The sequence below is a fragment of the Sphingobium sp. genome (assembly GCA_035196065.1).
In the GTDB taxonomy this organism is placed as follows: Bacteria; Pseudomonadota; Alphaproteobacteria; order Sphingomonadales; family Sphingomonadaceae; genus Sphingorhabdus_B; species Sphingorhabdus_B rara.
This window is the reverse complement of the sequence record CP136575.1, coordinates 2,381,288-2,407,746: the sequence shown is the minus strand read 5'-3', so window position 1 is coordinate 2,407,746 and position 26,459 is coordinate 2,381,288. Positions and strand designations below refer to the sequence as shown.

Genomic DNA, 26,459 nt, shown 5'->3' with positions numbered 1-26,459 from the left:
TTGTTGGAAAGGTAGATTATCATGGCATTGGCAATTCGTTTGTCGCGCGGCGGCAGCAAGAAGCGCCCCTATTACCGGATCGTTGTTGCGGACGCCCGCAGCCCGCGTGACGGCAAGTTCATCGAACGTATCGGCAGCTACAACCCGCTGCTCGGCAAGGATGATGCCAACCGCGTCATTCTTAACGGTGAGCGTGCGAAGCACTGGCTTGCCGCTGGTGCCCAGCCTTCGGATCGCGTTGCCCGCTTCCTCGACGTTGCTGGCGTGAAAGAACGCGCTGCCAAGGCGAACCCGAAAAAGGGTGAGCCCGGCCAGAAGGCGAAGGAGCGCGCAGAGGATAAGGCTGCCAAGCTGGCTGAAGCTGAAGAAGCCGCCGCTGCCGCTGCTGCTGCTCCGGCTGTAGAAGAAGCTGCCGCTGAAGAAGCACCCGCTGCTGAAGAAGCTGCTGCCGCTGAAGAAGCACCTGCTGCTGAAGAAGCTGCTGCTGAAGAAAAGGCCGAGGGCTGATGCCTTCTCCCCTCCCGCACGCGGGAGGGGCCGGGGGAGGGCCGGTGATGATTTTAAGCTCGCTGTGCTCGCTCCCACCCCGAACCCCTCCCGCAAGCGGGAGGGGAAAATGACCGAAAAAACGGTTGTTCTGGCCGCCGTTGCCGGTGCGCATGGCGTGACGGGCGAAGTCCGGTTGAAGCTGTTTGCCGAAAGTGTGGACAGCCTCAAACGGCATAAAAGCTATAATGGCGGCGCACTGACCTTAAAATCGGTGCGTGCCCACAAAGACGGCGCAATCGCCCGTTTTGCCGAGGTCGTTGACCGCAATGCCGCAGAGGCGCTGCGTAGCACCTTGCTGACCGTATCGCGCGCGGAATTGCCGCCGCTGGGCGATGGCGAATATTATTATAGCGATCTGATCGGTGTGGCGTGCGTTTCGACCGATGGCACCGACCTTGGCACCTGCATCGCGGTCGAAAATTTTGGCGCGGGCGATATTCTCGAAATTCAGAAATCCGACGGCAAGAAATTCATGGTGCCGATGAACGTGCAAGCGGTACCCGAATGGGGCGAGCGGATCGTCGTCGATGCGGCCTTTGCCGAATGACCTTTCAAACCCAGATTCTTACGCTCTATCCGGAAATGTTTCCCGGCCCTCTCGGTATTTCCATCGCCGGGCGCGCTTTGGCGGACGGGAAATGGTCCTGTTCGCCGATCCAGATCCGTGATTTTGCAACTGACAAGCACCGTACGGTTGACGATACGCCGGCCGGTGGTGGGGCAGGGATGGTGTTGAAGGCTGACGTCATGGCGGCTGCGGTTGACCATGCGATTGAAAAAACACCTGATTTTCCGATCCTTGCGATGACGCCACGGGGAAAGCCGATGACGCAGCAACGGGTCCGCGAACTGGCTGAAGGCCCGGGCGTCACCATCATTTGCGGCCGCTTTGAGGGCTTTGATGAACGGCTGTTCGAGGCGCGGCCGCAAATCGAGCAGGTCAGCATGGGCGATATCGTGCTTTCCGGAGGGGAAATGGGGGCGCTGATGCTATTAGATGCTTGCATTCGGCTGCTTCCCGACGTAATGGGCGCGCCCGATAGCGGTGATGAGGAGTCCTTTGAACAAGGCCTTCTCGAATATCCGCATTACACCCGACCCGCTGAGTGGGAAGGGCGTATGATCCCTGAAGTGCTGCGATCGGGGGATCATGCGAAAATCAAGGCCTGGCGGAAACAAAAGGCTGAAGATGATACACGGCTACGCAGGCCAGACCTTTGGGAGCGTTACAACAACGCTCGGGACTGACCTGCCTCTGGTGTGCGGCATGAAGAAGGAAGAAGACAGGCCATGAACCTGATCCAGACGCTTGAGCAAGAGGCAATTGCCGAACTTGCTGCCAAGAAAAGCATCCCGGAATTCCGGGCCGGTGATACGCTCCGCGTGGGCGTGAAGGTGATCGAAGGCGATCGCACCCGTATCCAGAACTATGAAGGCGTGTGCATCGCGCGTTCGAACAAGGGCATGGGATCGAATTTCACCGTTCGCAAAATTTCGTTCGGCGAAGGCGTAGAGCGCGTATTCCCGCTTTACAGCCCCAATGTCGAAAGCATCGAAGTGGTTCGTCGCGGTGCCGTGCGCCGTGCGAAGCTCTATTATCTGCGTGGCCGCACCGGTAAGAAGGCGCGTATCGCCGAGCGTAAGATTACGACCAAACAGGGAGCCGAAGGCTGATCCCGTCTGGTTGCTTGTAACCAAGATAGCCGAAAAGGCCGGGATCCTGAAAAGCGATCCCGGCCTTTTTTCGTTTGGAGAGACAAGGATGAGGAAGACATGGCTTATGGCCGCCGCGAGCCTGGCACTGATGGCAGCGAGTGAACCTGCCAGCGCACAGGATGCGCCTGCATTGACGCTGGAGCGGGTCTTTGCGAGCCCTTCAATCAATGGCGCGTCGCCGCGTGCAGTGAAGCTTTCGCCCGATGGCAAATATCTGACGAGCCTGCGTCCGCGCGCCGATGATCGCGAACGGTTCGATTTGTGGTTCCTCGACAGCAAGAGTGGCGAATGGCGTATGCTGGTCGATTCGACCAAGCTTGGCACCAGCGGAGAGATCAGCGAAGCCGAAAAAATGCAGCGCGAACGCGCCCGCATTGGCGGTACCAAGGGCATTGTCGCTTATGACTGGGCGCCAGATAGCCAGACGATCCTTGTTCCAGTTGATGGCGACCTGTTTCTTGCCGATCTGAAGGGCGATATCCGCCGTTTGACCGAGACCGCGACGAGTGAGCTTGATGCCACCGTCAGTCCCAAGGGCAGCCATGTCTCTTTCGTGCGCGACCAGAATCTTGTCGTTCGCAGCCTTTCCGACGGCGCGGAAAAGGCGCTGACGAGCGATGGCGGCGGCACGCTGAGCTATGGCGTTGCTGAATTTGTCGCGCAGGAAGAGATGGACCGCAGCCGCGGTCATTGGTGGGCGCCCGATGACGCTGCGCTTGCCTATGCCCGGGTCGATGAAAGCGGCGTGAAGGTTGCCCCGCGCGCCGCAATCGGGGCCGAGGGCACCCGCATTTACGAGCAGCGCTATCCCTTTGCCGGCACGGACAATGCCCGTGTCGACCTGTTTGTTTGGCACAAGGCCGGCGACCGCCATGTAAAGGTCGATCTTGGTGCCGATGCCGACATCTATCTGGCGCGGGTGGACTGGATGCCCGACGCGAAAAGCCTGCTGGTGCAGCGCCAGAGCCGCGACCAGAAGCGGCTCGATGTGCTGACGGTTGATGCCGCAACGGGCGCGTCGAGCGTGCTGTTCAGCGAAACCAGCCCGACCTGGTTGAACCTGCATGACAATCTGCGCGTGCTTTCCGACGGCAGCCTTGTCTGGACGTCGGAGCGTGATGGCTTCAGTCATATTTATCGTTTCCGCAACGGCAAATGGACGCAACTGACCAAGGGCGCATGGGCAGTGAAGGCCGTTGTCGGCGTTGATGAGGCAGCGGGCCGCATCTATTTCACCGGCAATGCCGAGGCGGCGACGCAGCAGCATCTCTACCGCGTACCGTTAAAGGGCGGCGCAGTTGAACGGCTGACAGAGCAGGGCAGTTTCAACGCTGTCGCCATGAACCGCGCGGCGAACCGGGCGATCGTCACCCGATCAAGCCCGAACCAGCCCGAACAGGTCTATCTGGCCGACGCCAGTGGCAAGCGCCTGTCATGGATTGAGGAAAATCGCCTCGATGCGCGCCATCCTTATGGCCCCTATTTAGCGGCACATATTGCCCCTGTCTTTGGCAGCATCAAGGCGGCCAATGGCACCGAACTCAAGACGAAGCTGCTCCTGCCCAAAATCGAGCCGGGCAAGCGTTATCCTGTGTTTGTGCAAGTCTATGGCGGGCCCGGAGCAGGGCGTCAGGTCACCGAAAGCTGGGGCGGCGGCGCGTTGCAGCAATATCTGGCGCAACAGGGCTGGATCGTCTTTTCGGTCGACGGGCGGGGCACGCCTGATCGCGGCAAGACGTTTGAAGACCATATCTACCGCGCCATGGGCGGCGTTGAAGTTGCCGACCAACTGACCGGCGTCGAATGGCTCAAAGCCCAGCCCTTTGTCGATCCGCAGCGGATCGCCGTCTATGGCTGGTCCTATGGCGGCTATATGACGCTGAAACTGTTGGAGGCGGCCCCGGGCGTGTTCGCCGCAGGCGTTTCGGGCGCACCGGTAACGAAGTGGGAGCTTTACGACACCCATTATACCGAACGCTATATGGGCGATCCGCGCAAGGTGCCCGAGGCATATGAAAAGGCCAATGTTGTTCCGCATGCAGACAAGATTAGTGATCCGCTGCTGCTGATCCACGGCATGGCTGACGACAATGTCGTCTTCGATCATTCGACCGCGTTGATGGCGGCGATGCAGGGCAATGCGCAGCCCTTTGAAACCATGGTCTATCCCGGCCAGACGCACCGCGTCGCCGGACCCAAGGTGAGCGTGCATTTGTGGGGGTCGATCCTCGACTTCCTCAACCGGACTGTAAAAAGCAAGGATATGGAATAATGGGTTATCGGGTAGTAGTTGCAGGCGCCACGGGCAATGTCGGGCGCGAAATGCTGAACATCCTTGCCGAGCGGGAATTCCCGATCGATGAACTTGCGGTCCTCGCATCCTCGCGTTCGGCAGGCGATGTCATCGATTTCGGTGAAACCGGCAAAACGCTGAAAGTACAGAATATCGAGCATTTCGATCCCACGGGCTGGGACATCGCATTGTTCGCGATCGGAACCGATGGATCAAAGCTTTATGCGCCCAAATTCGCGGCTGCCGGCTGCACGGTGATCGATAACGCCTCGCTCTATCGTATGGACCCCGATGTGCCCCTGATCGTGCCAGAGGTGAATCCTGACGCGATTGACGGCTATAAGGTCAAGAATATCATCGCTAATCCCAATTGCTCGACTGCGCAGATGGTCGTCGCGTTGAAGCCGCTGCATGATGCCGCGAAGATCAAGCGCGTCGTTGTGTCGACCTATCAGTCCGCATCGGGCGCGGGCAAAGCGGGGATGGACGAGCTGTTCGAACAGTCCCGTGCGATCTTTGTGGGTGATCAGATCGAGCCGCGCAAATTCACCAAGCAAATCGCGTTCAACGTCATTCCGCATATCGACAGCTTCCTAGAAGACGGTTCGACCAAGGAAGAGTGGAAGATGGTTGCGGAAACCAAGAAGATCCTAGATCCCAAGATCAAGGTGACGGCAACCTGTGTACGCGTGCCTGTTTTTGTCGGCCATTCGGAATCGATCAACATCGAATTTGAAAACGAGCTGTCGGCAGAGGAGGCACAGGAAATCCTGCGCGAAGCACCAGGCGTGATGCTTGTCGATAAGCGTGAGGATGGCGGCTATGTTACCCCGATCGAATGTGTCGGCGACTATGCAACCTTCATCAGCCGTGTGCGCGATGACAGTACGGTCGACTATGGCATCAACCTGTGGTGCGTTTCTGATAACCTGCGCAAGGGCGCCGCGCTCAACGCGGTGCAGATTGCCGAACTGCTTGGCCGTCGCCACTTGCAGAAAGGCTGAAGCCAGTCCATCAGGTCGGCATGACATTACATGCCGACCTGTTCTTCTCATTCCGCTCACCCTACTCCTATCTCGCCATTGGTCGTTATCGGTCCATGATGGAGGAATGGGACGTCGATATTGCGCTGCGCCCGGTCTATCCGTTGGCAATCCGCGAGCCCGATTTTTTTGAGCGGAACCATCCCAATTGGTTGCGCTACACTTTCACCGATATGTTCCGTGTCGCGCAATATCATGGCATTCCCTTTGGTCCGCCGCGACCCGATCCGATCGTCCAGAATGTGATGACGCGCCAAATATCGGAAGAGCAGCCCTATATTTTTCGCATGACCCGGCTTGGGCAGGTGGCCGCGCGCCGGGGCAAGGGACTGGCCTTTGCGCATGAGGCAGGCCGGCTGATCTGGGGCGGTGCGGAAAACTGGCACGAAGGCGATCATCTGGCAGGCGCAGCGCAGCGCGCGGGGCTCGATTTGGCAGAGCTTGATGCAGAGGCTGTGTCGGACGCAGAGGCGCTGGATAGCGAAATCCATGCAAACCAGGCCGCATTGGAAGCAGGTGGGCATTGGGGCGTGCCGACGCTGATATTCGACAATGAAGCTTTTTTCGGTCAGGACCGTATTGAAATGGCATTGTGGCGCATGCAACAAAAGGGCCTCGTCCCGCGTTCTGACGTCAAAAAGGAAGATTGATTGCCATGCGTAAAACCCTTGCCCTTATATTTGTTGCCTCAATCGCGCTTGCGGGCTGCACCACCTCGCAGGAAGCCAGCCAGTCTGCGGTCAAGGAAGTTGCCACGGCAAAGCTGATGCGTGCTGATGGCAGCGAAGCGGGTGTCGCCACGCTTTCGCTTCAGGCCGATGGTGTCTGGCTGGAAATGTCGGCCGCAGCGCCCGGTGCCGGCAATTTCGCAATGCACATACATTCAGTGGGGCAGTGCACAGCACCGGATTTCACCAGCGCGGGGCCGCACTGGAACCCTGATATGCGCCAGCATGGCAAGCAAAACCCTGCCGGATCGCATGCGGGTGACCTTCCCAATGTCAGCGCCGATGCCAATGGACGGATTGGGGCGAAACTGCGGCTCGACCATGTCGAGTGGACAGGCGCCAACAGCCCGTTCGATGCCGATGGTGCGGCGCTGATCGTGCATGAAAAGGCCGATGATTACCTTACAGACCCGACCGGCAATGCCGGCAAGCGGGTCTATTGCGGGGTGTTCACGCGCGGCTGAGGTGTGCCACAACTATCCGGCGTCACACCTTGCCGGCGTAGAGCATGGCACCGGGGACAAGCCGGTTGAGCACCTGTTCGATATCCGAATGGCAAAAGGCGAAACAGCCTTGGCTGCGACCCAGCTTGCCCTGTCGGTCGATAATCGCCTGACTGACATAGGGTGCAGGGTGGATGACGATGGCGCGGTTTTCCGCCTGATCATTTTGCGGCTCAAGACCGATCAGCCGGCGCGATGCGCCATATTTGCCGATATAGCTTTCGCCAATGCGATAGGCACCGGCAGAGGTTGCTTCAGAGCCCGGAATGTTCGAAAATTCCTGAACCCAGCCGCTATGTCCGCGATCCGAACCAATGCCATGGGCGACAAGCAATGGCGTCGTCCGGCCGCCGATCAAATCATAGAGGAAGAAGCGGGGGGTGCGCGACGGTTTCGAAAAATCGGCAATCGCCATGATTTGATGATTGGCAATATGATCGCCATGCCGGGCCAGTGCCGATGCTGCGCGCGCAAGCAGGCGGGGATCAAGCGAGGCTTCGTCGCTCACCACCGATGCGAGCGCGCCAAACGGCAGGCCCGAAACGCCAAGCCCGGCAATTGCTGCTGCCGAACGCGTCAAAAATATTCTGCGGCCCATTGCTGTCATTACGACCAATCTAGGACGCACATGTGCAGATAAGAACCCATGTTGACGCAATTCGGCGCAATTTTCCGGCGTTTTGGCGGATAAGCAAGGGGTGAGATGCAGCTTGAAGAAGGCCGAGGCCTAATTTGAAAGGGCGCTCCATCCCGAAAAATGCGTTGATATTGCAACCGCGAAAAGGCATAAATCTACCAAAATGGTAATAATATTGCCGAACAGGGCTCTCCCAATGATCCGCGTGAAATATTGCATTCTTTCGATCGCAGCCGCGCTGATGGTGCTTGCCAACCCGGCTGCCGCCCAAAATGCGCCGGTGACGCCTGCGGTGCCGCAGCAATCGGCTGAAACGTCCCCTGTTCCCGCGCCCACAAGCCCGCCTATTGCCGAACCCGCACCGCCGCCGGCTGCTACGGCGCCTATTGTTGATCCCACACCCGTCGCGCCGGTAAAGCCTGTGCGCAAGGGACCGGTGGACAGCCTGAAGACGGGCCAGTTTGTCTGGGAAAAGCGCGATAGTTACGAAAACCCGCTGCGGATGGTCGTGGTGCTCGACATTCAGCGGCTCTATGTCTTTGACGGGGATAAGCTGGTCGGATTTTCAACCATTTCATCGGGCAAGACCGGAAAGGAAACGCCGTCGGGCATATTCAAGATCCTGCAGAAAAAAATCTATCATGAATCCAACATCTACGCCAATGCGCCGATGCCGTTCATGCAGCGGCTGACATGGGATGGCATAGCCATTCATGCGGGTCATCTGCCCGGCTATCCCGCTTCACATGGCTGTATTCGCCTTCCAAAACGGTTTGCAGAGGCGCTTTATGGCGTGACGCAGATGGATGGGGAAGTCGTGATCCTTGAAAGCCTGAGCAAGCCGCTCGCTCGGCCCAAGCCGGCGACGGTTGAACCTGCCGCCAATCCGCCCGCAACCGTGCCAGGGCAAGTTCCGCAGCCCGCCACCGGGCAAGGCGAACTGCAACCCCAGCCCCAGCCCCAGCCCCAGCCCCAGCCCAGCGCCGGGGTGCCACCATCGCCGACACCAAACCGCCGTTAAGGCCATCCTTCGCGATTGACGTTTACGCTAACGTAAAGTAGAAAGAAGCGAGCCTCGACGAGGGAGGATTTCGCGGCAATGGATTTGATTACAGGCAATGGCAAAGCGGCAGACGCGACCATTGAAACGCCCGATGCTTTGGGGCGCGACAGTTTCACGATATCCGACCTATCCGCCGAGTTTGATGTTACGGCGCGCGCACTGCGTTTTTATGAAGATCAGGGGCTGATTTCACCGGAACGGCAGGGATTGGCGCGCATCTATTCAAAGCGTGACCGCGCACGACTGGCGTGGATTTTGCGGGCAAAGCGCGTGGGCTTCAGCCTTGCCGAGATCCGCGAGATGATCGACCTTTACGATTTAAACGATGGACGGAATATCCAGCGCAAGGTGACGATCCAGAAATGCCGGGAACGGGTCGATCTGCTGAAAAAGCAGCGGCAGGATCTGGATAGTGCGATTGCCGAACTGACCGAATTTGTCGCCTTGGTCGAACAGGTCGAGGCAGAAGAAAGCAAGGCGGCCTGACGGCTGCCTCCATTTGGAGCAAAGAGGACCCTATGCCCCAGTATAACGCGCCGGTACGCGACACACTTTTCATCCTGAACGAAGTATTGGGCGTCGAGAAATACGCCAATCTTCCCGGCTTCGAAAATGCCGGTGCAGACATGATTGAAGCAATCCTGACCGAGGGCGCTAAGTTCGTCGAGAATGAACTTTTCCCGCTTAACGTGGTCGGTGACAAGCAAGGTTGCACCCGCCATGCCGACGGTTCGGTGACCACGCCGGAAGGTTTCAAAGAGGCTTATCAGGCCTATGTCGAGGCGGGCTGGGGTACCTTGTCTGCACCCGTTGAATATGGCGGACAGGGCTTGCCACACGTCGTTTCGATGGCGTTTGAGGAGTATATGTCGAGTTCGAACATGGCGTTCGGTATGTATCCGGGGCTGACCCATGGGGCGGTGTCGGCGATCCTCGTCAAGGGCAGCGATGCGCAAAAAGCAACCTATGCGCCCAACATGATCAGCGGCAAATGGACAGGCACGATGAACCTGACCGAGCCGCATTGCGGAACCGATCTTGGCCTGATCCGGACAAAGGCAGTGCCCAATGGCGATGGCAGCTATGCGATCAGCGGGACGAAGATCTTCATCTCGTCTGGCGACCACGACCTTGCAGAGAATATCGTCCATCTCGTGCTCGCGAAAACGCCCGATGCGCCGGACAGCGTGAAGGGCATCTCGCTCTTCATCGTGCCGAAATTCCTGGTCAATGAGGATGGCTCGCTGGGCGCACGCAACAGTCTTGGCTGCGGCTCGCTGGAGCATAAGATGGGCATCCATGGCAATGCGACCTGCGTCATGAACTATGATGGCGCGACCGGCTATCTGGTCGGTGAAGAGAATAAGGGCCTTGCGGCCATGTTCATCATGATGAACGTTGCGCGATTGGGCGTCGGCCAGCAAGGGCTGGGCATTGCGGAGGTCGCCTATCAGAACGCCGTGCAATATGCACATGATCGCCGCCAGGGCCGGGCACTCACCGGTCCGCAGGATCTGGGTGAAAAGGCGGATACGCTGTTCGTCCACCCCGACATCCGCCGCATGTTGATGGACGCAAAGGCCTTCACCGAAGCTATGCGCGCCTTGTGCCTCAATGGTGCGCTGCTTGCCGACATCATCCATGGCGGCCAGACCGAGGAAGAGCGGCAGGCCGCAGACGATCTGCTCGGCCTGTTGACACCGGTGATCAAAGGTTATGGCACCGACAAGGGCTATGAGGTCGCAACCAATGCGCAGCAGGTTTATGGCGGCCATGGCTATGTCGGCGAATGGGGCATGGAACAATATGTCCGCGACGCCCGGATCACCATGATCTATGAAGGCGCGAACGGCGTTCAGGCGATGGATCTTGTCGGCCGTAAGCTGGCTCAGAATGGTGGCCGCTCCGTGCAGGCCTTTTTCAAGCTGGTCGATGATGAATGCGCCGCTGCCAAGTCAGGTGCGATGGCCGATTTTGCGGAACGGCTGGAAAAGGCCAATGGCGAACTGAAGGCATCGACCATGTGGTTCATGGCAAATGGCATGGCAAACCCCAATAATGTCGGCGCCGGCGCGCACCATTATATGCACATCATGGGGATTGTTGCGCTGGGCCTGCAATGGCTGCGCATGGCGCATGCCGCGCATGCCGCAATCACTGGCGGAGCCGCCAATGCGAAATTCTATGAGGCCAAATTGGTTACGGCCCGCTATTTTGCCGAGCGCTTCTTCCCTGATTGCGGATCGTTGCGCCGCAAGATTGAGGCAGGCAGCGAGGCGGTGATGGCGCTGGAGCCGGAGCTTTTCGCGACCGCCTGAGCCTCTATGACGGCGGAGCGATTGCGACGAGCGGTTAAGCCGCTGGAGGCCTCGCACCGCCGCTTTGCGCTGGGATTATGGCATAGCTGCCGCGATGGTCGGCTTTGACAGGGGGTTTTGCTTTTCAAGGAGCAACTGATGTCGAAGTTCCGAAACAGCGTCGCCTTTGCCGCTGCCACCTTATTAATCCTGCCCTTTGCAGCGGGCGTAGTAAGGGCCGCCGAAGCCGATCAACCTTCTGCAGAATCGCAAATGCCGGCAAGCTCTGTGCCAGAAAAGGCGGTGCCGCCCCCCACGATGGACAGCAATCGTGATGGTAAAGCCGACGCATGGGATCGCGATGCCAATGGCAAAGCGGATGCGTGGGATGTCAATAATGATGGAAAGCCGGATATTTTTGACGATGATGGCGATGGCCGCCCCGACGATCCGGATCGCACATCCGATCGGCTTGCACCCCCGCCGCCAGCCGAACCGGAAGGGGAAGAGCCGCGCTTCTGACCCTTTGCAGAAGTTACATCATGTCGGCCATATGGCCAAACGCGCCGGGACGTCTGATCGAACCCGGCGCTTTTGCATTCATTCTGTCGGCAGGAAATCAGGCACCGACAGATAGCGTTCGCCGGTGTCATAGTTGAAGCCAAGGACGCGGCTTCCGGCCGGCAATTCCTTCAGCTTTTGCGCGATCGCGGCCAGCGTTGCGCCCGACGAAATGCCGACAAGCATGCCTTCTTCGCGCGCGGCGCGGCGCGCCATTTCCTTGGCATCTTCCGGATCCACCTGGATCACGCCGTCGATCAATTGGGTGTGGAGGTTCGCAGGGATGAAGCCCGCGCCAATGCCCTGAATCGGGTGCGGGCCAGGCTGGCCGCCACTGATGACCGGTGACAGCGTTGGTTCAACCGCATAGACCTTAAGATTGGGCCATGCAGCTTTCAGCACTTCGGCGCAGCCGGTGATGTGCCCGCCGGTACCGACGCCGGTGATCAGCACGTCGATCGGGCTGTCCTTGAAATCAGCCAATATTTCCGGACCGGTTGTGCGGACATGGACGTCGATATTGGCGGGGTTTTCAAATTGCTGCGGCATCCATGCGCCGGGCGTTGTCGCGACCAGTTCAAGCGCGCGTTCGATAGCACCCTTCATGCCCTTTTCCCGCGGCGTCAGGTCAAAGGTCGCACCATAAGCGAGCATCAGGCGGCGGCGTTCAACCGACATGCTTTCCGGCATGACGAGGACGAGTTTATAGCCCTTAACCGCAGCGACCATGGCCAGACCGACGCCGGTATTGCCGCTGGTCGGTTCGATGATCGTACCGCCCGGTTGCAGGCTGCCGTCTTTTTCGGCCGCTTCGATCATTGCAAGGCCGATACGGTCCTTGATCGATCCACCGGGGTTGGATCGTTCGGATTTGATCCAGACTTCGGCGTCACCGAACAGGCGCTGCATGCGGATATGGGCGCTGTTGCCGATGGTATCGAGGATGGAATGGGCCTTCATGTCTTGCTTTCCTTTACATCGCGAAACTGTGGCTCGAACGTGCGGGCGTTCTTGAGTTCGGGGAATAATTTCGCCCAGATGCCTGTTACCATTATGGCTCCTACGCCGCCAAATACAACTGCGCCGACGGGACCGAGCAGAGCTGCGGCAAAGCCGGATTGCAACTCACCCAATTCGTTTGAGGCGGAGATGGCTAAGCCCGAAACCGAACTGACGCGGCCGCGCATCGCATCGGGGGTGTTGAGTTGGACCAGTGAGCTCCGCACATAGACCGAGAGCATGTCGGCAGCGCCCAGTAGCGCCAGCATCGACAGTGCCACACCCATCGGTGCTGCCATGTCGAGCCAGTCGATCCTTGCATCGCCAAACAATTCGGCGCCGATAATGTGGGAAAGGCCAAAGCCGATCGTCGCAAGCCCGAAGACCACGACAGCCCAGAGCATTTTCACCCCGACATTATGCTTCAATGGCCGGATAGTGAGATAGATGGCGACCAAAGCCGCGCCAAAGGCCGGGGCCGCGCGCAACTGACCAAGCCCGTCGGGGCCTACATGTAATATGTCACGCGCATAGACCGGCAACAGGGCCGTCGCGCCCGCAAGCAAGACCGCGAACAGATCAAGTGTGATCGCGCCGAGCAGAAAGCGTTCGGACCAGGTATATTTCATGCCCTCAATCATCATCCTTACGGGATGCTTCTTTTCGGTCATTGGTGGCGGATACACCGGGCGGACAGTCGATATGGCGATGCTGGAAAGGATCAGCAGCGCGACTGACATCCAGTAAGAGCCGGGCGCATTTTGCGCATAGATCAGTCCACCAATGGCAGGTCCGATAACCGAGGCACTTTGCCAAGCAATCGAACCGAGCGCGATTGCCCGCGGTAAGGATTCCGGCGGGACGATGTTGGGGGCAATTGATGACATGGCCGGGCCGACAAAAACCCGTGCCACCCCATGCAGTGCGGCAAAGAGGAACAGCAGCGGCAGGTTGAGCGCATCATGATAGGTCAGCAAACCAAGCGCCAGCGCGACGCCTGCGTCTAACAGATTGGCGCAGATCGCAACGCGCCGCCTTTCGAAACGGTCGGCTGCCCAGCCTGCCACGGGTGTCAGCAAGGCCAGAGGGATGAACTGGAACAGGCCAAGCAATCCCAATTGGAGCGCGGCTGCCTTGGGCGACATGCCATAATCGCTGCGGGCGGTATCATAGACCTGCCAAGCGATCACGACGACCATCGACATTGTGGCGATCACCGCCATGAAGCGGGACAGCCAGTAACGTCGGTAGTCGGGAATCGAAAAAGGATGCGGCGCGGATGACATTTTCATCTTAGCGCCTAACCGGTCGAATGGATGAGCGCAATGCAAGCCGTTCTTGGCGGCGGCATGGCTCCACTTTGTCGCTATCGATTAAGGCAAGCCCATATCGGCCAGCCGGGTCAGGGGATGCTGACGAAACTGTCCATTACCCGTTTGCGCCCGGCGGTTTCAAAGTCGATTTCCAGCTTGTTGCCCTCAATCTCTGCGATCAGACCATAGCCGAATTTTTCATGGAAAACGCGCATGCCCTTGGAAAGGTCGCTGCGTCCCTGTGCGCCCAGTCCGACTGCAGGCTTGCTAGATTCACCAATCCTTTGCGGTGACGCGTTGAATCCCCCGCTGGTGGCGGCGCGTTGCCAGCCCGGGCCGCGTGCATTGGCCCGGCCTTGGTTTGCGGCAGCCAGATGGGCAAAGGGATCCGCCCGTTCGGACCAGTTTGCGCGCCACAGCGAAGCGCCGCCCGTCATGGTTTGCTCATTCTCGATATGCTCTTCAGGCAATTCGTCAATGAAGCGGCTGGGGATGCTGGACGTCCATTGGCCGTAGATGCGCCGGTTGGCAGCATGGGTGATCGTGCATTTTTCGCGCGCACGCGTGATCGCAACATAGGCAAGACGGCGCTCTTCTTCGAGGCTGGCAAGCCCGCCTTCATCGAGCGCGCGCTGTGACGGAAACACCCCGTCCTCCCAGCCGGCGCAAAAGACATGATGGAATTCCAGCCCCTTGGCGGCATGGATTGTCATGATCGTGACGGCCTCGTCATTGGCGTTGGCTTCATTGTCCATCACCAAGCTGACATGTTCAAGGAAATCACCGAGCGTTTCATAATCTTCCATTGCCCGGGTCAATTCGTTGAGGTTTTCCAACCGCCCCGAGGCCTCGGTGCTGCGTTCGGCCTGCAATGCAGCGGTATAGCCACTTTCATCGAGCACCAGCCGCGCCAGCTCTGCCGGTGGCAGCGTGGCTGCGCTATCGCGCCAGCGAGCAATGTCTATGACAAGATCTGACAGCGATTTGCGTGCCTTGCCGGTCAGTTCATCTGTACCGACAATCCGTGCCGCGGCGAGGGAGAGCGGTGCGGCCTCTGCCCGGGCAAGGCGGTGGATTTTCTCGACCGCCTTGTCGCCAATGCCACGTTTGGGCACATTGACGATCCGTTCAAAAGCAAGGTCGTCGGCGGGCTGGTTGATGATCCGCAGATAGGCGATCGCATCCCGGATTTCGGCACGTTCGTAAAAACGAAAGCCACCGATGATGCGGTAGCTTAGCCCGATCTGGATGAAGCGATCTTCCAGTTCGCGGGTCTGGAACTGTGCCCGCACAAGGATTGCGACCTGATTCAACGATATGCCGCGATATTGTAGCGATTCGATTTCCTCGCCAATCCGCCGCGCTTCTTCTGGGCCGTCCCATACGCCGAGGACGCGCACCTTTTCGCCGGCGTCCAACTCGGTCCACAATGTCTTGCCGAGCCGCCCGCTATTAGCATCAATCAGGCCGCTCGCTGCTGCAAGAATGTGGGGGGTTGATCGGTAATTCTGTTCGAGCCGGATCGTCTTCGCGCCCGGAAAATCCTTTTCAAATCGCAGGATATTGGCAACTTCTGCGCCGCGCCATGAATAGATGGACTGGTCGTCATCACCGACGCAGCAGATATTTTTGCGTTCCTGCGCCAACAGGCGGAGCCAGAGATATTGGACCGCATTTGTATCCTGATATTCGTCGACGAGGATATATTTGAATCGGCGCTGATATTCCGCAAGCACATCGCGGTGCGTGCGCAACAGCGTGAGATTGTGGAGCAACAGGTCGCCAAAGTCGCAGGCATTCAGTTCGCGCAGCCTTGCCTGATACAGCGTGTACATCGCCTGGCCCTTGCCATCGGCGTAAAGCGCGCTTTCCCCGGCATCGAGCTGATCCGGGGTGAGCCCCTTATTCTTCCATTTGTCGATCAGGCTGGCCAGCCCGCGCGCGGGCCAGCGTTTTTCGTCCAGATCCGCCGCCGCGATCAGTTGTTTCAGCAAGCGGAGTTGATCGTCGACATCGATGATCGTGAAATTGCTTTTCAAGCCCAGAAGCTCGGCATGGCGGCGCAGCATCTTGGCACCGATCGCGTGAAAGGTGCCGAGCCATGGCATGCCTTCAACGGCATCGCCGATCATCCGACCCATCCGCTCCTTCATCTCGCGCGCGGCCTTGTTGGTGAAGGTGACCGCAAGAATTTCAGATGGCCAGGCCAGCCGCTCGGCGATGATATGCGCAAGCCGCGCGGTTAGCGCTGCGGTCTTGCCTGTACCCGCGCCGGCAAGAACCAGCACCGGCCCCTCGGTCGTCAGCACGGCTTCGCGTTGCGGCGTATTAAGGCCGTCCAACCATGGCGGCAAAGGAGCGGGGGAGGGGTGAGTCACGCGCGAACGATTAGGGAACGGATGATCGAAGGGCAATGCACTTTTCCGCTTTCCTTTCGTCGCCGTCGGTGTCAGCACAATTGTAAACTAAACGGGGGAGCAATAATGACATCCATATCAGCAGGTGGAGCCGCGACCGAGCAGGGGCCGTCGCACCGGCGCATTTTGGGTGCGGCGATGGCCGGGACAGCGGTCGAATTTTACGACTTCTACATTTTCGCGACCGCAGCTTCGCTGGTCTTTGGGCCGTTATTCTTTCCGACATCCAGCCCCGAGGCGCAACTGCTGCAAAGCTGGCTGACCTTTGCCTTGGCCTTTATCGCCCGGCCGGTTGGCGCGCTGGTGTTTGGCCATTATGGAGATCGCATCGGGCGCAAGGCGACGCTTGTCTCATCGTTGATGATCATGGGTGTGTCGACCTTCCTGATCGCATTTTTGCCGACCTATGCTGTTGCTGGATGGATCGCGCCGGCATTGCTCTGCCTGTTGCGTTTCGGCCAGGGCTTTGGTCTTGGTGGCGAATGGGGCGGGGCGGCATTGCTGGCTGTCGAAAATGCACCTGCGGGTAAAGCCGCGCGTTACGGCATGTTCCCGCAATTGGGCGCGCCCGTCGGTTTCATTCTGTCGAACGGCCTGTTCCTCATTCTCGGCCTGATACTTAGCGATGCCGATTTCCGTGAATGGGGCTGGCGCATTCCGTTTTTGTTGAGTGCGTTTCTGGTCGGCATCGGTCTGTGGGTTCGCCTGCGTCTCACTGAAACGCCCGCCTTTGCCGCCGCTCTGGAAGAGGCGCCGCCGCCGCGCGTGCCGGTTGCAGAGGTGATCCGCACCCACCCACGCCAACTGTTCGGCGGCACATTTGCAGCGATCGCCTGCTTTGCGATCTTCTACCTCACGACCGCTTTTGCACTGGGCTATGGCACGACAAAGCTGGGTATCGAGCGCGAGGCCTTTCTGGGCATCCAACTCGTCTCGATCCTGTTCATGGCAGCGGGCATCATCGTGTCGGGATATTGGGCGGACCGCACCAGTCCGGCGCGCGTTTTGGCGATCGGATGTGCGGCGCTGGTTGGCGCAAGCTTCACGACCGCGCCATGGCTGGGCAGCGGAGACCTGTTCCTGACGGGCATGTATCTTTCGCTGCTGCTGTTCGTCATGGGGCTGGTCTATGGGCCGCTTGGTGCGTGGCTGCCGGGGCTGTTTGCCGCGCGTGTCCGCTACACCGGGGCATCGATCTGCTTTAACGCGGCTGGGATATTGGGCGGCGCACTGGCCCCCAATATCGCGCTGAAGCTGTCGGAATCGGGCCTCGAATATGTCGGCTATTATCTCGCCGGGATCGCGCTGTTCAGCCTTGTCGGCCTGTGGATGCTACGCCCGGCGAAATAGCCGCCCGTCAAGGATCACAAGCCCGGCGGCAATCAGCACAGCGCCGCCGGCTTGCCCGGCCGTCAGCTTTTCGTTGAGCAGCAGGCTGCCGAGGAGCACCGCGAATACGGGTATCAGAAAGGCGACAAGCTGCGCGTTGGATGCGCCTGACCGGTCGATCAGGCGGAAATAGAGCGTATAGGCCAGTGCTGTCGATATCAGCGCAAGCATGAGCGCCGCCATCGTCGCATCGAGCCTTGGCATCGCCATGCCCCAAGGCTGGTCGACCATAAGCATGATCGGCAGCATGATCAGTGACGCTGTTATCGTCTGCCCGGTGGCGACCGATATTGGCGTCAGCGCGCTTTGCGAAAGCCGGCGTCCATATATCGCGGCAAAACTGTAAAAGGTCGTGGAGACAAGGCAGGCGATTTGCGCGAGCAGATTGTCCGACAATCCCTTCATTGCTGCTGGTCCGACCATCACCACGATCCCGGCCATGCCGACAAGGGCGCCAAGGATGCGGGTGGGCGTCGCCTTTTCATCGCTGGTCAGAAAATGCGCGGCGATGACCCCCCAAAGCGGGGTTGTGGCGTTGAGGATCGAGGCATAGCCGCTGTCCAGATATTGCTGTCCCCAGAAAAACAGCGAGAAGGGCAGGGCACAGTTCAATGCACCCACAACCGTCAACAGTACCCAGCTGCGCGAATCGCGGGGCAGACGCTCCCCCATCAGCCGCATCGCCAGCAACATGGGTGGAACCGCCAATGCGACACGGGCAAAGACAAGGGTCAGCGGGGGATAGCTGCGCAGACCGATTTCGATCATGACAAAGGAACCACCCCATAGGATGGAGAGGATAGCGATGAGCATCCAGCCGGTGCCGTCAAGTTTGGGCGTCGCTGTCATGCCGGTTCGGGTTCCAAGCGTAAAAGGGTGATCCGTGCCTTGCCGATATCGCGCACGGTATCGATGACAAAGCCCTTCACCTCAATATCCTCACGCTTTCCGGTCTCCACGCTGATCCACGCCCCCGGCGCAATCCAGCCCAGCCGGGCAAGTTTGTCGAGGGCGACTTGCCCGGCACCTGTGCCATAAGGCGGATCCATCAGGATCAGGTCGAAACTGTCACGGGCAGGGCCCAGCGACAGCACTGATCCGCGGCGGACTTCACAAAGACGGGAAGCCCCCAGCTTTGCAATATTGCCTTCAAGTGCATCCAGTGCAGGGCGATCCTGCTCGACAAAGGTGCAATGCGCTGCGCCGCGCGATAGCGCCTCTAGCCCGAGCGCGCCGGAGCCGGAAAAAAGATCGAGCACCTTGATGCCCTCAAAAGATCCAAGTCGGCTGGTCAGCATCGAAAACAGGGTTTCGCGCGTGCGATCTGCGGTAGGGCGGGTGGTGTCGCCTTTGGGTGCGACCAACGGCCGGGACCGCCAGGTGCCAGAAATGATCCTCATGCTTTCAGTGTATTCCTGAATTCGATTAAGTCGACGCGCCGGACTTCGCCGACTTCGCCCGGGGCCATATCACCCAGCACGAACGGGCCATAACGGGTGCGGATCAGGCGGCTAACCTCCAGCCCGAAATGTTCGAGGACGCGGCGAACCTCCCGGTTCTTGCCTTCGGTCAGCGTCATCTCCAGCCAGCCATTGCGGCCGGTACGCCGTTCAAGATTCGCGTCGATCTTGCCATAGCGCACGCCTTCAATCTCGATGCCGTGGATCAGTTCTTCAAGTTGTGTCTGACTGATGTCGCCAAAGGCGCGCGCGCGATAGGTGCGCTCGACGCCGGTTGAGGGCAGTTCCATCTGGCGTTTGAACTCGCCATCATTGGTTAGCAGCAGCAACCCTTCGGTGTTAAGGTCAAGCCGACCGATTGGCATCAGCCGCGGCAAATCCGCAGGCAAGATGTCGTAAATGGTTTTGCGCCCCGAAAAATCCCGTTCAGCCGTCAGGCAATTGGCCGGTTTGTGAAACAGGAAAAGCTTGGTTGGTTCGGGCTGCTTCACCGGCTGGCCGTCAACTGCGACACCGTTCAGCGACTTGAGCAGCGTGGCCGGCGTTTCAACCTTCTCTCCGTTCAGGGTGATGCGACCGTCGGCTATCATCCGTTCAATCTCTCGCCGAGAGGCGACCCCTGCGCGCGCGAGCAGTTTGGCAATGCGTTCTTCGCCATCCTTACGCTCAAGTGTGCCCTTCGAAGCGGCGGCGGCGGGACGCGGCTTTCGCGCAGGCTTTGCGTCCCAGCGAAGCCGGGGCGGCCGCGCAGGGCCGGACTTGGGGCCGGATGGGCGGGCAGGTGGACGTTTCGGAGGCTGTGCCATGCGCGCCCTTTGGCGCAGAGCCGCGCAAAAGTCACTGGTCATTCAGAAAAAGCACGTTAGGCAAAGCGCAATGGGAAAATAGGGAAGGGCGCGCATGTCGGTTGATCTGATACGCTTTATCATCTTTGTTGCGATTTTAGGGGGCATTGCCTTTATCGCGCTAACGAACGAGCGGTTCCGCCCCTATTTGCGGAAAAACCCGGCAGTGGCGTTCTTGCTCGGCATTTCGAGCGGCTTTCCCCTGACCTTGCTGGTCGCCACACTGACCTTCTGGCTGGCCAAGGTCGGGCTGGACACCACTACCATCGGCCTCGCGGTGATGGTGGGCATTCCTTATACGATCAAATTCCTCTGGGCGCCTTTGGTCGACAAGCTGCATTTGCCGATCCTGACCAAGGCATTCGGACAGCGGCGCGGCTGGCTGTTTCTGATCCAGGGATTGCTAGTGATTTCCGTTTGGCAATTGGGTGCTACCGATCCGCAGCCTGGCCATCTCGGTCCCTTCTTTGTGTGGGCGCTGATTACCGCCTTCCTCTCTGCCACGCAGGATATTGTGATCGACGCCTATCGTATCGAGATACTTGAGGAAGATGAATTCGCCCATGGCACTGCGGCCAACCAATTCGGCTATCGCACTGGTAACCTGATCGCAGGGGCAGGCACAATCTATGTCGCGTCACAGGAAGGTCTGGGACTGGGCTGGGCGCTGGGCTATGGCCTCACCTCGCTTGCAGTGATCCCCGCGATTTTGGGTGCGCTTTGGGTCGGTCCGGGCAAGTTTGTCGATCGTTATGCCGATGTCGCGGGAATGAAACCGGGGCAATGGCTGACCGAGGCGGTGATCAATCCGTTCCGTGAATTCCTGACCCGCCATGGCGCTTTCCTGATCCTCGGCTTTGTCCTTATCTACAAGGTTGGCGATGCCATGGGGCAGGCAATGCTTAGTCCGATGATCGTGCAGCTCGGTTTTTCTGACCTTGATTATATCTCGGCGAGCAAATTTTGGGGCTTTGGCGCGCTGATTGTCGGATCGGCGCTGGGTGCTCCGTTCATCCTCTGGCTTGGCATGGGACGGGCGCTGCTTATCTCCGGCTTAATGATGATGTTCTCGAACGCCATGTTTATGCTGCTTGCTGCCACCGGCAATAATTACTGGATGATGGTCGCGGCCATTGTCGTCGAAAACAGCACCAGCGGTATCGGGCTTACCGTGTTTGCGACCTATTTGTCGGGTCTGTCGAACATCGCCTACACCGCAACGCAATTTGCCTTGCTTTCTTCTTTCGCAGGGGTTGGACGCACCTTCATGGCGGGCCCGGCAGGCTGGGTTGCGGAAAAGGCAGGCTGGATCGGCTTCTGGGGCTTCACCATTGTCGCCGCAGTTCCGGGGATGCTGCTATTGTGGCGGTTGTGGAGCAAAGGCTATGTTGTTGAAGGCGTGCGTCAGGCCGTGGGTGTTGACGAAACAAAGCTGAAAGAGCCTGTCGGTGGGCTCCGCATTGCGGGTTTTCTGATGGTGCTGGCAGGGCTGGTTGGTGTCTTGCTGTCGCAACAGCTGGAGGCTGACGCAATGTGGCTCTATGCTTCGCTTGCCTGTTTCGCCGCAGGTTCGGCACTGGCATGGAAGCGCAAGGCGCTCGCCTGATGCTCGATCAATCGGGGATTTGCGCGTTTGCGCGCAAAACCTCTCCGGCAAGATAGAGCGAACCGCAGATCAATAACGTCACCGTTTCGCCGCGTGCTGCAAGCTGCTGCACCGCTGCGACAATGTCTTCTGCCGTGCCGGTTTCCGCAATTGACAGTCCGTCGCGCGCAAAGGTGGCGAGATCGGCAGGCGCATGATGTTCATGGCCGGGAATGGGCAGCGCGTGAAACGACGCAATCCGGTCTGCAAAGGGACGCAGGAAATTCCCTGCATCCTTGTTAGACAACATGCCACAGATGACATGCAATGGCGGGCTATCGGCCAGCGCTTTGGCAATTGCCGCGCCCGCATCGGGATTATGGCCGCCATCCAGCCAGACTTCGGAGCCTGCTGGCAATAATCCGGTCAGCGGGCCTGGCGCAAGTTTCTGCATACGCGCGGGCCAGCGCGTCCATTCCATTGCCGCTGCAAGCGCGCTGTCGGGCAGCTTCACCGCATTCTGGTGCCGCAACATGGCAATGGCGAGCGCGGCATTATCGGCCTGATGCGCGCCGGGCATACGGGGCAGGGGCAGGCTCAGTCGACCCATGGCGTCGCGATAATGAAGCTGGCCGTCATAGATTGCCGCATCCCAGCTATCGCCCCGGTCGAGCAGGGTGGCACCTGCCCGCATCACTTGCCCCGCAACCGCGGTCAGCATCGAGGGCGAATATTTCTGGCAGAGCAGGGGAACGTCCTGTTTCGCGATCCCGGCCTTTTCAAAGGCGATCCTGTCGAACGGAGGCATTTCGGGTACACCCTCTTCGGGTGTCAGCAAGAAGCCTTCATGGTCCAGCCCCAGCGAGGCAATGCCGCAGGCGACCGGTTTGGCAATGACATTGGTGGCATCCAGCCGGCCGCCCAGCCCGACCTCGATGATGCAGGCATCTGCAGGCGTGCGCGAAAAGGCAAGGAGAGCGGCGGCAGTGGTGACTTCGAAAAAGCTGGCCATCAGGCCTTCGGCATGATCGAGTACTTCCGATAGCAGTGCAGCTAGCTGCGCATCGTCGATCAACCGTCCCGTCACGCGGATGCGTTCATTAAAGCGCACCAGATGCGGGCTGGTATAGACATGGCAGCTGAGCCCCGCGGCCTCGATCGCACCGCGCAGAAAGGCGCAGGTCGATCCCTTGCCATTGGTCCCTGCGACATGGAACACCGGGGGAAGATGATCTTGCGGATTACCAAGCCGGGCGCACAAGGCCGCTATCCGCTCCAGCCCCAGCGTATCACGCCCCGGCGATAATGCCGTCAGACGGTCCAGTTGGGCCTGTACGGCAGGGGAATCGGATTTTGCGAAATCAGCCAAGGTCGGGAACTACGCAGCCTTTTTCGACGCCATCAGATAGCCGATCAGATTCGACAGCGTAGCTTTCAGCTCATGCCGGTGGGTCACCATATCGACCATGCCATGATCGAGCAGATATTCGGCGCGTTGGAATCCTTCGGGCAGTTTTTCGCGGATCGTCTGTTCGATCACGCGCTGTCCGGCAAAGCCGATCAGTGCCCCCGGTTCGGCAATCTGGATATCGCCGAGCATCGCATAGCTGGCCGTCACGCCGCCGGTGGTCGGGTCGGTCAGCACGACGATATAGGGCAGGCCTGCCTCGCGCAGCATCTGGATCGCGACGGTTGAGCGCGGCATCTGCATCAGCGACAAAATGCCTTCCTGCATCCGTGCGCCGCCTGCCGCGGTGAAGATGATATAGGGGCATTTGTTGACCAGCGCTTCCTGCGCGGCGGCGACAAAGGCCTCTCCCACGGCCATGCCCATCGATCCGCCCATGAAAGCGAAATCCTGCACGCTGACGACGGCGGGCTGCCCGTCGATCTTGCCATGGCCGCTGATCATCGCGTCGGTTTCACCCGTTTGCGCGCGTGCGGCCTTGATCCGGTCGGGATATTTCTTGGTATCCTTGAACTTCAACGGGTCTTCGGCAACCTTGGGCATGGGCAGCACGCGCAAGCTACCATCATCGAAGATCGCGGCAAAACGCTCCGCCGGGCCGATGCGGCCATGATAGTCACATTTCGGGCAGACCGACTGATTTTCCTCATATTCCTTGAGGAAGATCATCGACTGGCATCCCTTGCATTTGTGCCAAAGCGTTTCGACCGTCTCGCGCTTGGCGATGAAGGGAATGGCGTTGCGGACGCGGGTGACCCAGTTCATTTTTTAGCCTCTTGATGCTTTGATGGCAGTGGCCAAGCTTGCCACATATTCGCGTACCGGACCAGCGGCTTCGCGGCCATGTTCGGCGATGATTTCAACGATCGCCGAGCCGACAACAACCCCATCGGCGACCTGTGCAATCGCAGCCGCCTGTTCGGGGGTGCGCACGCCAAAGCCGACCGCGACGGGAATATCGGTGGCTGCCTTGAGCCGAGCGACAGCATCCTCGATGCTCGCCTGTGCGGCCTGTTGCATCCCGGTGATGCCGGCGACCGAGACATAATAGAGAAATCCGCTCGATCCATCGAGTACGGCTGGCAGGCGCGCGAAATCGGTGGTCGGCGTGGCAAGGCGGATCAGGCTGATGCCCGCATCGCGCAAGGCAGGGCCAAGCTCGACATCTTCTTCTGGCGGTATGTCGACGCAAATCACACCATCGACGCCTGCCTTGACGCATTGGTCCGCAAACCACTCTGGGCCGCGGATCGTCATCGGATTGGCATAGCCCATCAGCACCAGTGGCACGTCCGGATGGCGCGCACGGAAATCGGTGGCGAGGCGGAAGATGTCCGCTGTCTTGGTTCCGCCATCCAGACTGCGGATGTTCGCTGCCTGAATCGCCGGGCCATCGGCCATCGGGTCAGTGAACGGCATCCCCAGTTCAATGACATCCGCGCCGCCCGCAACGAGTGCGTCGAGGATGGCGGGGGTAGCGGCGACGCTCGGGTCGCCGGCGGTCACGAATGTAACGAGCGCTGGGTGCGACTTGGCGAAGGCAGCAGAAAGCCTTTTTGGGTCGAGGTGAGTCACAGCTTAACCCCCAGATGCTCCGCGACCGAGAAAATGTCCTTGTCGCCGCGACCGCACAGATTGGCGAGGATGATCTGGTCCTTGTCCATGGTCGCCGCGACCTTGGCGAGTGCGGCGATGGCGTGGGCGGGCTCGAGGGCGGGGATGATGCCTTCAGTGCGGCAGAGCAGCTGAAAGCCTTCCAGAGCCTCGGTGTCGGTAACGCTGGTGTAATCAACCCGGCCAATGTCGCGCAGCCAGGCATGTTCGGGGCCGATGCCGGGATAGTCGAGGCCGGCGCTGATAGAATGGCCCTCGGTGATCTGGCCGTCCTCATCTTGCAGCAGATAGGTTTTATTGCCGTGGAGGATGCCGGGGGCACCACCCGCGAGGCTGGCCGCATGTTCTTTCTGAAGGCCATGGCCAGCCGCTTCAACGCCGAGCATCTTGACCGAGGCGTCATCGAGGAAGGGATGGAACAGGCCGATTGCATTGGAGCCGCCACCGATCGCCGCGACCAGCAGGTCGGGCAGGCGACCGGTGCGTTCGAGCAACTGGGCGCGGGCTTCCTTGCCGATCACGCTTTGGAAATCGCGGACCATTTCGGGGTAGGGGTGTGGCCCTGCAGCGGTGCCGATGATGTAGAAAGTGTCGTGGACGTTGGCGACCCAATAGCGCAGCGCTTCGTTCATCGCGTCCTTGAGCGTCGCGGCCCCGGCGGTCACCGGAATCACCTCTGCCCCAAGCAGCTTCATGCGGAACACGTTCGGAGCCTGCCGCGCTACATCGGTCGCGCCCATGAAGATGGTGCAGGGCAGGCCAAAGCGCGCGCAGACGGTGGCGGTGGCGACGCCATGCTGGCCAGCGCCGGTCTCTGCGATGATACGCGTCTTGCCCATGCGCATGGCGAGCAGGATCTGGCCGATACAATTGTTGATCTTATGCGCGCCGGTGTGGTTCAGCTCGTCGCGCTTGAACCAGATTTGCGCGCCTTTTCCGGCGGGCGCATCCTTGCGCAATTCCTCGGTCAGCCGTTCGGCATAATAAAGCGGGGAAGGGCGGCCGACATAATGTTTCAGCAGATCGTCGAGCTGCGCATGGAATTCGGGGTCGGCCTGCGCCGCGCGATATTCCCGTTCCAGATCAAGGATCAGCGGCATCAGCGTTTCGGCGACGTAACGGCCGCCGAACTGGCCGAAATGGCCCCGCTCGTCAGGCTGGTTCATGAAGGAATTTACGGTAGCGTTCATATCTATCTCGGTTCCGTTCGTGTCGCGTGAAGTCGAAACGCCGTGCAGCAAAGAATGGCCTCTCGACTACGCTCGAGGCGAACGGGTTAATGGGCGTAGTCGCGGACCGCCTTACAGAATGCGGCGATCTTGTCCACATCCTTGACGCCCGGTGCGCTTTCAACTCCGGAAGAGGTATCGACCATCTGCGCGCCGGTTTCGCGTAGCGCCTCTGCGACATTGTCCGGTGTCAGGCCGCCGGCGATCCCCCACGGCAGGCGATGGTCAAATTCGCGCAGCAGCGACCAGTCGAAACGTGTTCCGGTTCCGCCCGGAAGCGCCTGCGCCGGTGCGTCGAAAAGCAAGCGGTCGGCGGCGCCGACAAAGCGGTCGCAACGTAGCAATATTTCCCGGCTTTTGACGCCCAGCGCCTTCCACACCTCGACCTTCATCTGTTCGCGAACGATCTGCAGCCATTCGGGGGTTTCGCTGCCATGGAATTGCACCACGTCCGGGCGGACGCGCTCAATAGCCTTCTGGGTCAGTTCGGGATCCGCATTGACCAGCAGCAGCACGATCTTGAGCCCGGGCGGCGTGCGCATACGCAAGGCAGCGGCCTGTTCCAGGCTGACATGGCGCGGGCTTGGTTCACAATGCACCAGCCCGATATGGCTCGCGCCCGCCTTGGCCGCAGCGTCGATGGCGGCTTCGCTTGTCAGACCACAGATCTTGATTTGGGTTTGCATGGGTAAGGCCTAGCGCAACTTCCCCAGAAGCGTCACCCTGAACTTGTTCCAGGGTCCATTTTTC

At 59.5% G+C, this 26,459-nt stretch carries 26 protein-coding genes; 14 read left to right on the top strand and 12 right to left on the bottom strand.

Features of this window, described 5'->3' with window-relative positions; genetic code table 11:
• Positions 1-21 precede the first annotated feature (21 nt).
• The 8 genes from rpsP (at position 22) to RSE16_11505 (ending at position 6,793) form a co-directional block, all read left to right on the top strand.
• A complete protein-coding gene (gene rpsP, locus RSE16_11540) occupies positions 22-507 on the top strand; it encodes a 30S ribosomal protein S16 (GenBank protein ID WRH75335.1) in 486 nt (161 codons plus the stop codon).
• A gap of 109 nt (positions 508-616) precedes the next feature.
• Positions 617-1,096, top strand: a complete 480-nt coding sequence (rimM, locus tag RSE16_11535) for a ribosome maturation factor RimM (GenBank protein ID WRH75334.1) — start codon at positions 617-619, stop codon at positions 1,094-1,096.
• Positions 1,093-1,797 (top strand): tRNA (guanosine(37)-N1)-methyltransferase TrmD, encoded by a 705-nt coding sequence (gene trmD, locus RSE16_11530; protein WRH75333.1) that lies wholly within the window; start codon positions 1,093-1,095, stop codon positions 1,795-1,797. Before rimM ends, trmD begins: the two co-directional genes overlap by 4 nt.
• Before the next feature lie 42 nt (positions 1,798-1,839).
• Positions 1,840-2,223, top strand: a complete 384-nt coding sequence (gene rplS / locus RSE16_11525; GenBank protein ID WRH75332.1) for a 50S ribosomal protein L19 — start codon at positions 1,840-1,842, stop codon at positions 2,221-2,223.
• Positions 2,224-2,311: 88 nt separating this feature from the next.
• Positions 2,312-4,537: a S9 family peptidase gene (locus RSE16_11520; protein WRH75331.1), complete on the top strand. Its 2,226-nt coding sequence runs from the start codon at positions 2,312-2,314 to the stop codon at positions 4,535-4,537.
• A complete protein-coding gene (locus RSE16_11515) occupies positions 4,537-5,562 on the top strand; it encodes an aspartate-semialdehyde dehydrogenase (GenBank protein ID WRH75330.1) in 1,026 nt (341 codons plus the stop codon). The genes RSE16_11520 and RSE16_11515 overlap by 1 nt, the downstream gene beginning before the upstream one ends.
• 20 nt (positions 5,563-5,582) lie before the next feature.
• Positions 5,583-6,251, top strand: coding sequence for a 2-hydroxychromene-2-carboxylate isomerase (locus RSE16_11510; protein WRH75329.1), 669 nt, complete (start codon positions 5,583-5,585; stop codon positions 6,249-6,251).
• Positions 6,252-6,256: 5 nt separating this feature from the next.
• The gene (locus RSE16_11505) at positions 6,257-6,793 is read left to right on the top strand and encodes a superoxide dismutase family protein (GenBank protein WRH75328.1); all 537 of its coding nucleotides are present in this window, start codon (positions 6,257-6,259) and stop codon (positions 6,791-6,793) included.
• A gap of 22 nt (positions 6,794-6,815) precedes the next feature.
• Here the strand turns inward: RSE16_11505 and RSE16_11500 are convergent, their stop codons facing one another.
• Positions 6,816-7,412 (bottom strand): murein L,D-transpeptidase catalytic domain family protein, encoded by a 597-nt coding sequence (locus tag RSE16_11500; protein ID WRH75327.1) that lies wholly within the window; start codon positions 7,410-7,412, stop codon positions 6,816-6,818.
• A gap of 253 nt (positions 7,413-7,665) precedes the next feature.
• Here RSE16_11500 and RSE16_11495 point away from each other — a divergent pair, with 253 nt between their 5' ends.
• From RSE16_11495 to RSE16_11480, 4 genes are all read left to right on the top strand, one after another.
• Entirely contained in the window at positions 7,666-8,490 is an 825-nt protein-coding gene (locus tag RSE16_11495) for a L,D-transpeptidase family protein (GenBank protein ID WRH75326.1), read from the top strand.
• A gap of 78 nt (positions 8,491-8,568) precedes the next feature.
• The gene (locus RSE16_11490) at positions 8,569-9,018 is read left to right on the top strand and encodes a MerR family DNA-binding transcriptional regulator (protein WRH75325.1); all 450 of its coding nucleotides are present in this window, start codon (positions 8,569-8,571) and stop codon (positions 9,016-9,018) included.
• A gap of 32 nt (positions 9,019-9,050) precedes the next feature.
• Positions 9,051-10,850: an acyl-CoA dehydrogenase C-terminal domain-containing protein gene (locus tag RSE16_11485; protein WRH75324.1), complete on the top strand. Its 1,800-nt coding sequence runs from the start codon at positions 9,051-9,053 to the stop codon at positions 10,848-10,850.
• Positions 10,851-10,988: 138 nt separating this feature from the next.
• Complete coding sequence (locus RSE16_11480; GenBank protein WRH75323.1) at positions 10,989-11,351, top strand: hypothetical protein; 363 nt, start codon at positions 10,989-10,991, stop codon at positions 11,349-11,351.
• Positions 11,352-11,429: 78 nt separating this feature from the next.
• Here the strand turns inward: RSE16_11480 and cysK are convergent, their stop codons facing one another.
• From cysK to RSE16_11465, 3 genes are all read right to left on the bottom strand, one after another.
• Positions 11,430-12,350 carry a cysteine synthase A gene (gene cysK, locus RSE16_11475; protein ID WRH75322.1) on the bottom strand — a complete coding sequence of 307 codons (921 nt, stop codon included), beginning with the start codon at positions 12,348-12,350 and terminating at the stop codon, positions 11,430-11,432.
• Positions 12,347-13,675 (bottom strand): MFS transporter, encoded by a 1,329-nt coding sequence (locus RSE16_11470; GenBank protein WRH77351.1) that lies wholly within the window; start codon positions 13,673-13,675, stop codon positions 12,347-12,349. Before RSE16_11470 ends, cysK begins: the two co-directional genes overlap by 4 nt.
• A gap of 116 nt (positions 13,676-13,791) precedes the next feature.
• Positions 13,792-16,080 (bottom strand): UvrD-helicase domain-containing protein, encoded by a 2,289-nt coding sequence (locus tag RSE16_11465; protein ID WRH75321.1) that lies wholly within the window; start codon positions 16,078-16,080, stop codon positions 13,792-13,794.
• A gap of 105 nt (positions 16,081-16,185) precedes the next feature.
• Between RSE16_11465 and RSE16_11460 the strand changes: the two genes are divergently transcribed.
• Positions 16,186-17,469, top strand: a complete 1,284-nt coding sequence (locus tag RSE16_11460; GenBank protein ID WRH75320.1) for an MFS transporter — start codon at positions 16,186-16,188, stop codon at positions 17,467-17,469.
• On the opposite strand, the gene RSE16_11455 is transcribed toward RSE16_11460, so the two are convergent.
• Genes RSE16_11455 through RSE16_11445 form a run of 3 tightly spaced genes read right to left on the bottom strand, consistent with a single transcriptional unit; the run spans position 17,452 to position 19,774 of the window.
• Complete coding sequence (locus tag RSE16_11455) at positions 17,452-18,357, bottom strand: DMT family transporter (GenBank protein WRH75319.1); 906 nt, start codon at positions 18,355-18,357, stop codon at positions 17,452-17,454. The genes RSE16_11460 and RSE16_11455 overlap by 18 nt on opposite strands.
• Positions 18,354-18,908 (bottom strand): 16S rRNA (guanine(966)-N(2))-methyltransferase RsmD, encoded by a 555-nt coding sequence (gene rsmD, locus RSE16_11450; GenBank protein ID WRH75318.1) that lies wholly within the window; start codon positions 18,906-18,908, stop codon positions 18,354-18,356. Before rsmD ends, RSE16_11455 begins: the two co-directional genes overlap by 4 nt.
• A complete protein-coding gene (locus tag RSE16_11445; protein WRH75317.1) occupies positions 18,905-19,774 on the bottom strand; it encodes a pseudouridine synthase in 870 nt (289 codons plus the stop codon). The genes rsmD and RSE16_11445 overlap by 4 nt, the downstream gene beginning before the upstream one ends.
• Positions 19,775-19,868: 94 nt before the next feature.
• Between RSE16_11445 and RSE16_11440 the strand changes: the two genes are divergently transcribed.
• Positions 19,869-21,419: an MFS transporter gene (locus RSE16_11440; GenBank protein WRH75316.1), complete on the top strand. Its 1,551-nt coding sequence runs from the start codon at positions 19,869-19,871 to the stop codon at positions 21,417-21,419.
• Positions 21,420-21,426: 7 nt separating this feature from the next.
• Here RSE16_11440 and RSE16_11435 read toward each other — a convergent pair whose 3' ends face one another.
• The 5 genes from RSE16_11435 to RSE16_11415 form a co-directional block, all read right to left on the bottom strand.
• Entirely contained in the window at positions 21,427-22,767 is a 1,341-nt protein-coding gene (locus tag RSE16_11435) for a folylpolyglutamate synthase/dihydrofolate synthase family protein (GenBank protein ID WRH75315.1), read from the bottom strand.
• 9 nt (positions 22,768-22,776) lie between these two features.
• A complete protein-coding gene (gene accD, locus RSE16_11430) occupies positions 22,777-23,631 on the bottom strand; it encodes an acetyl-CoA carboxylase, carboxyltransferase subunit beta (GenBank protein WRH75314.1) in 855 nt (284 codons plus the stop codon).
• A gap of 3 nt (positions 23,632-23,634) precedes the next feature.
• Positions 23,635-24,441 (bottom strand): tryptophan synthase subunit alpha, encoded by an 807-nt coding sequence (gene trpA / locus RSE16_11425; GenBank protein WRH75313.1) that lies wholly within the window; start codon positions 24,439-24,441, stop codon positions 23,635-23,637.
• Positions 24,438-25,670, bottom strand: a complete 1,233-nt coding sequence (trpB, locus tag RSE16_11420) for a tryptophan synthase subunit beta (GenBank protein WRH75312.1) — start codon at positions 25,668-25,670, stop codon at positions 24,438-24,440. Before trpB ends, trpA begins: the two co-directional genes overlap by 4 nt.
• A gap of 86 nt (positions 25,671-25,756) precedes the next feature.
• Positions 25,757-26,395, bottom strand: a complete 639-nt coding sequence (locus tag RSE16_11415) for a phosphoribosylanthranilate isomerase (protein WRH75311.1) — start codon at positions 26,393-26,395, stop codon at positions 25,757-25,759.
• Positions 26,396-26,459 lie beyond the last annotated feature (64 nt).

Bases quoted from the DNA above. Each gene is read 5' to 3' on its own strand.
- rpsP (WRH75335.1), top strand. From the start codon at position 22: ATGGCATTGGCAATTCGTTTGTCGCGCGGCGGCAGCAAGAAGCGCCCC.
- rimM (WRH75334.1), top strand. From the start codon at position 617: ATGACCGAAAAAACGGTTGTTCTGGCCGCCGTTGCCGGTGCGCATGGC.
- trmD (WRH75333.1), top strand. From the start codon at position 1,093: ATGACCTTTCAAACCCAGATTCTTACGCTCTATCCGGAAATGTTTCCC.
- rplS (WRH75332.1), top strand. From the start codon at position 1,840: ATGAACCTGATCCAGACGCTTGAGCAAGAGGCAATTGCCGAACTTGCT.
- RSE16_11520 (WRH75331.1), top strand. From the start codon at position 2,312: ATGAGGAAGACATGGCTTATGGCCGCCGCGAGCCTGGCACTGATGGCA.
- RSE16_11515 (WRH75330.1), top strand. From the start codon at position 4,537: ATGGGTTATCGGGTAGTAGTTGCAGGCGCCACGGGCAATGTCGGGCGC.
- RSE16_11510 (WRH75329.1), top strand. From the start codon at position 5,583: ATGACATTACATGCCGACCTGTTCTTCTCATTCCGCTCACCCTACTCC.
- RSE16_11505 (WRH75328.1), top strand. From the start codon at position 6,257: ATGCGTAAAACCCTTGCCCTTATATTTGTTGCCTCAATCGCGCTTGCG.
- RSE16_11495 (WRH75326.1), top strand. From the start codon at position 7,666: ATGATCCGCGTGAAATATTGCATTCTTTCGATCGCAGCCGCGCTGATG.
- RSE16_11490 (WRH75325.1), top strand. From the start codon at position 8,569: ATGGATTTGATTACAGGCAATGGCAAAGCGGCAGACGCGACCATTGAA.
- RSE16_11485 (WRH75324.1), top strand. From the start codon at position 9,051: ATGCCCCAGTATAACGCGCCGGTACGCGACACACTTTTCATCCTGAAC.
- RSE16_11480 (WRH75323.1), top strand. From the start codon at position 10,989: ATGTCGAAGTTCCGAAACAGCGTCGCCTTTGCCGCTGCCACCTTATTA.
- cysK (WRH75322.1), bottom strand. From the start codon at position 12,350: ATGAAGGCCCATTCCATCCTCGATACCATCGGCAACAGCGCCCATATC.
- RSE16_11470 (WRH77351.1), bottom strand. From the start codon at position 13,675: ATGTCATCCGCGCCGCATCCTTTTTCGATTCCCGACTACCGACGTTAC.
- RSE16_11460 (WRH75320.1), top strand. From the start codon at position 16,186: ATGACATCCATATCAGCAGGTGGAGCCGCGACCGAGCAGGGGCCGTCG.
- RSE16_11455 (WRH75319.1), bottom strand. From the start codon at position 18,357: ATGACAGCGACGCCCAAACTTGACGGCACCGGCTGGATGCTCATCGCT.
- rsmD (WRH75318.1), bottom strand. From the start codon at position 18,908: ATGAGGATCATTTCTGGCACCTGGCGGTCCCGGCCGTTGGTCGCACCC.
- RSE16_11445 (WRH75317.1), bottom strand. From the start codon at position 19,774: ATGGCACAGCCTCCGAAACGTCCACCTGCCCGCCCATCCGGCCCCAAG.
- RSE16_11440 (WRH75316.1), top strand. From the start codon at position 19,869: ATGTCGGTTGATCTGATACGCTTTATCATCTTTGTTGCGATTTTAGGG.
- accD (WRH75314.1), bottom strand. From the start codon at position 23,631: ATGAACTGGGTCACCCGCGTCCGCAACGCCATTCCCTTCATCGCCAAG.
- trpB (WRH75312.1), bottom strand. From the start codon at position 25,670: ATGAACGCTACCGTAAATTCCTTCATGAACCAGCCTGACGAGCGGGGC.
- RSE16_11415 (WRH75311.1), bottom strand. From the start codon at position 26,395: ATGCAAACCCAAATCAAGATCTGTGGTCTGACAAGCGAAGCCGCCATC.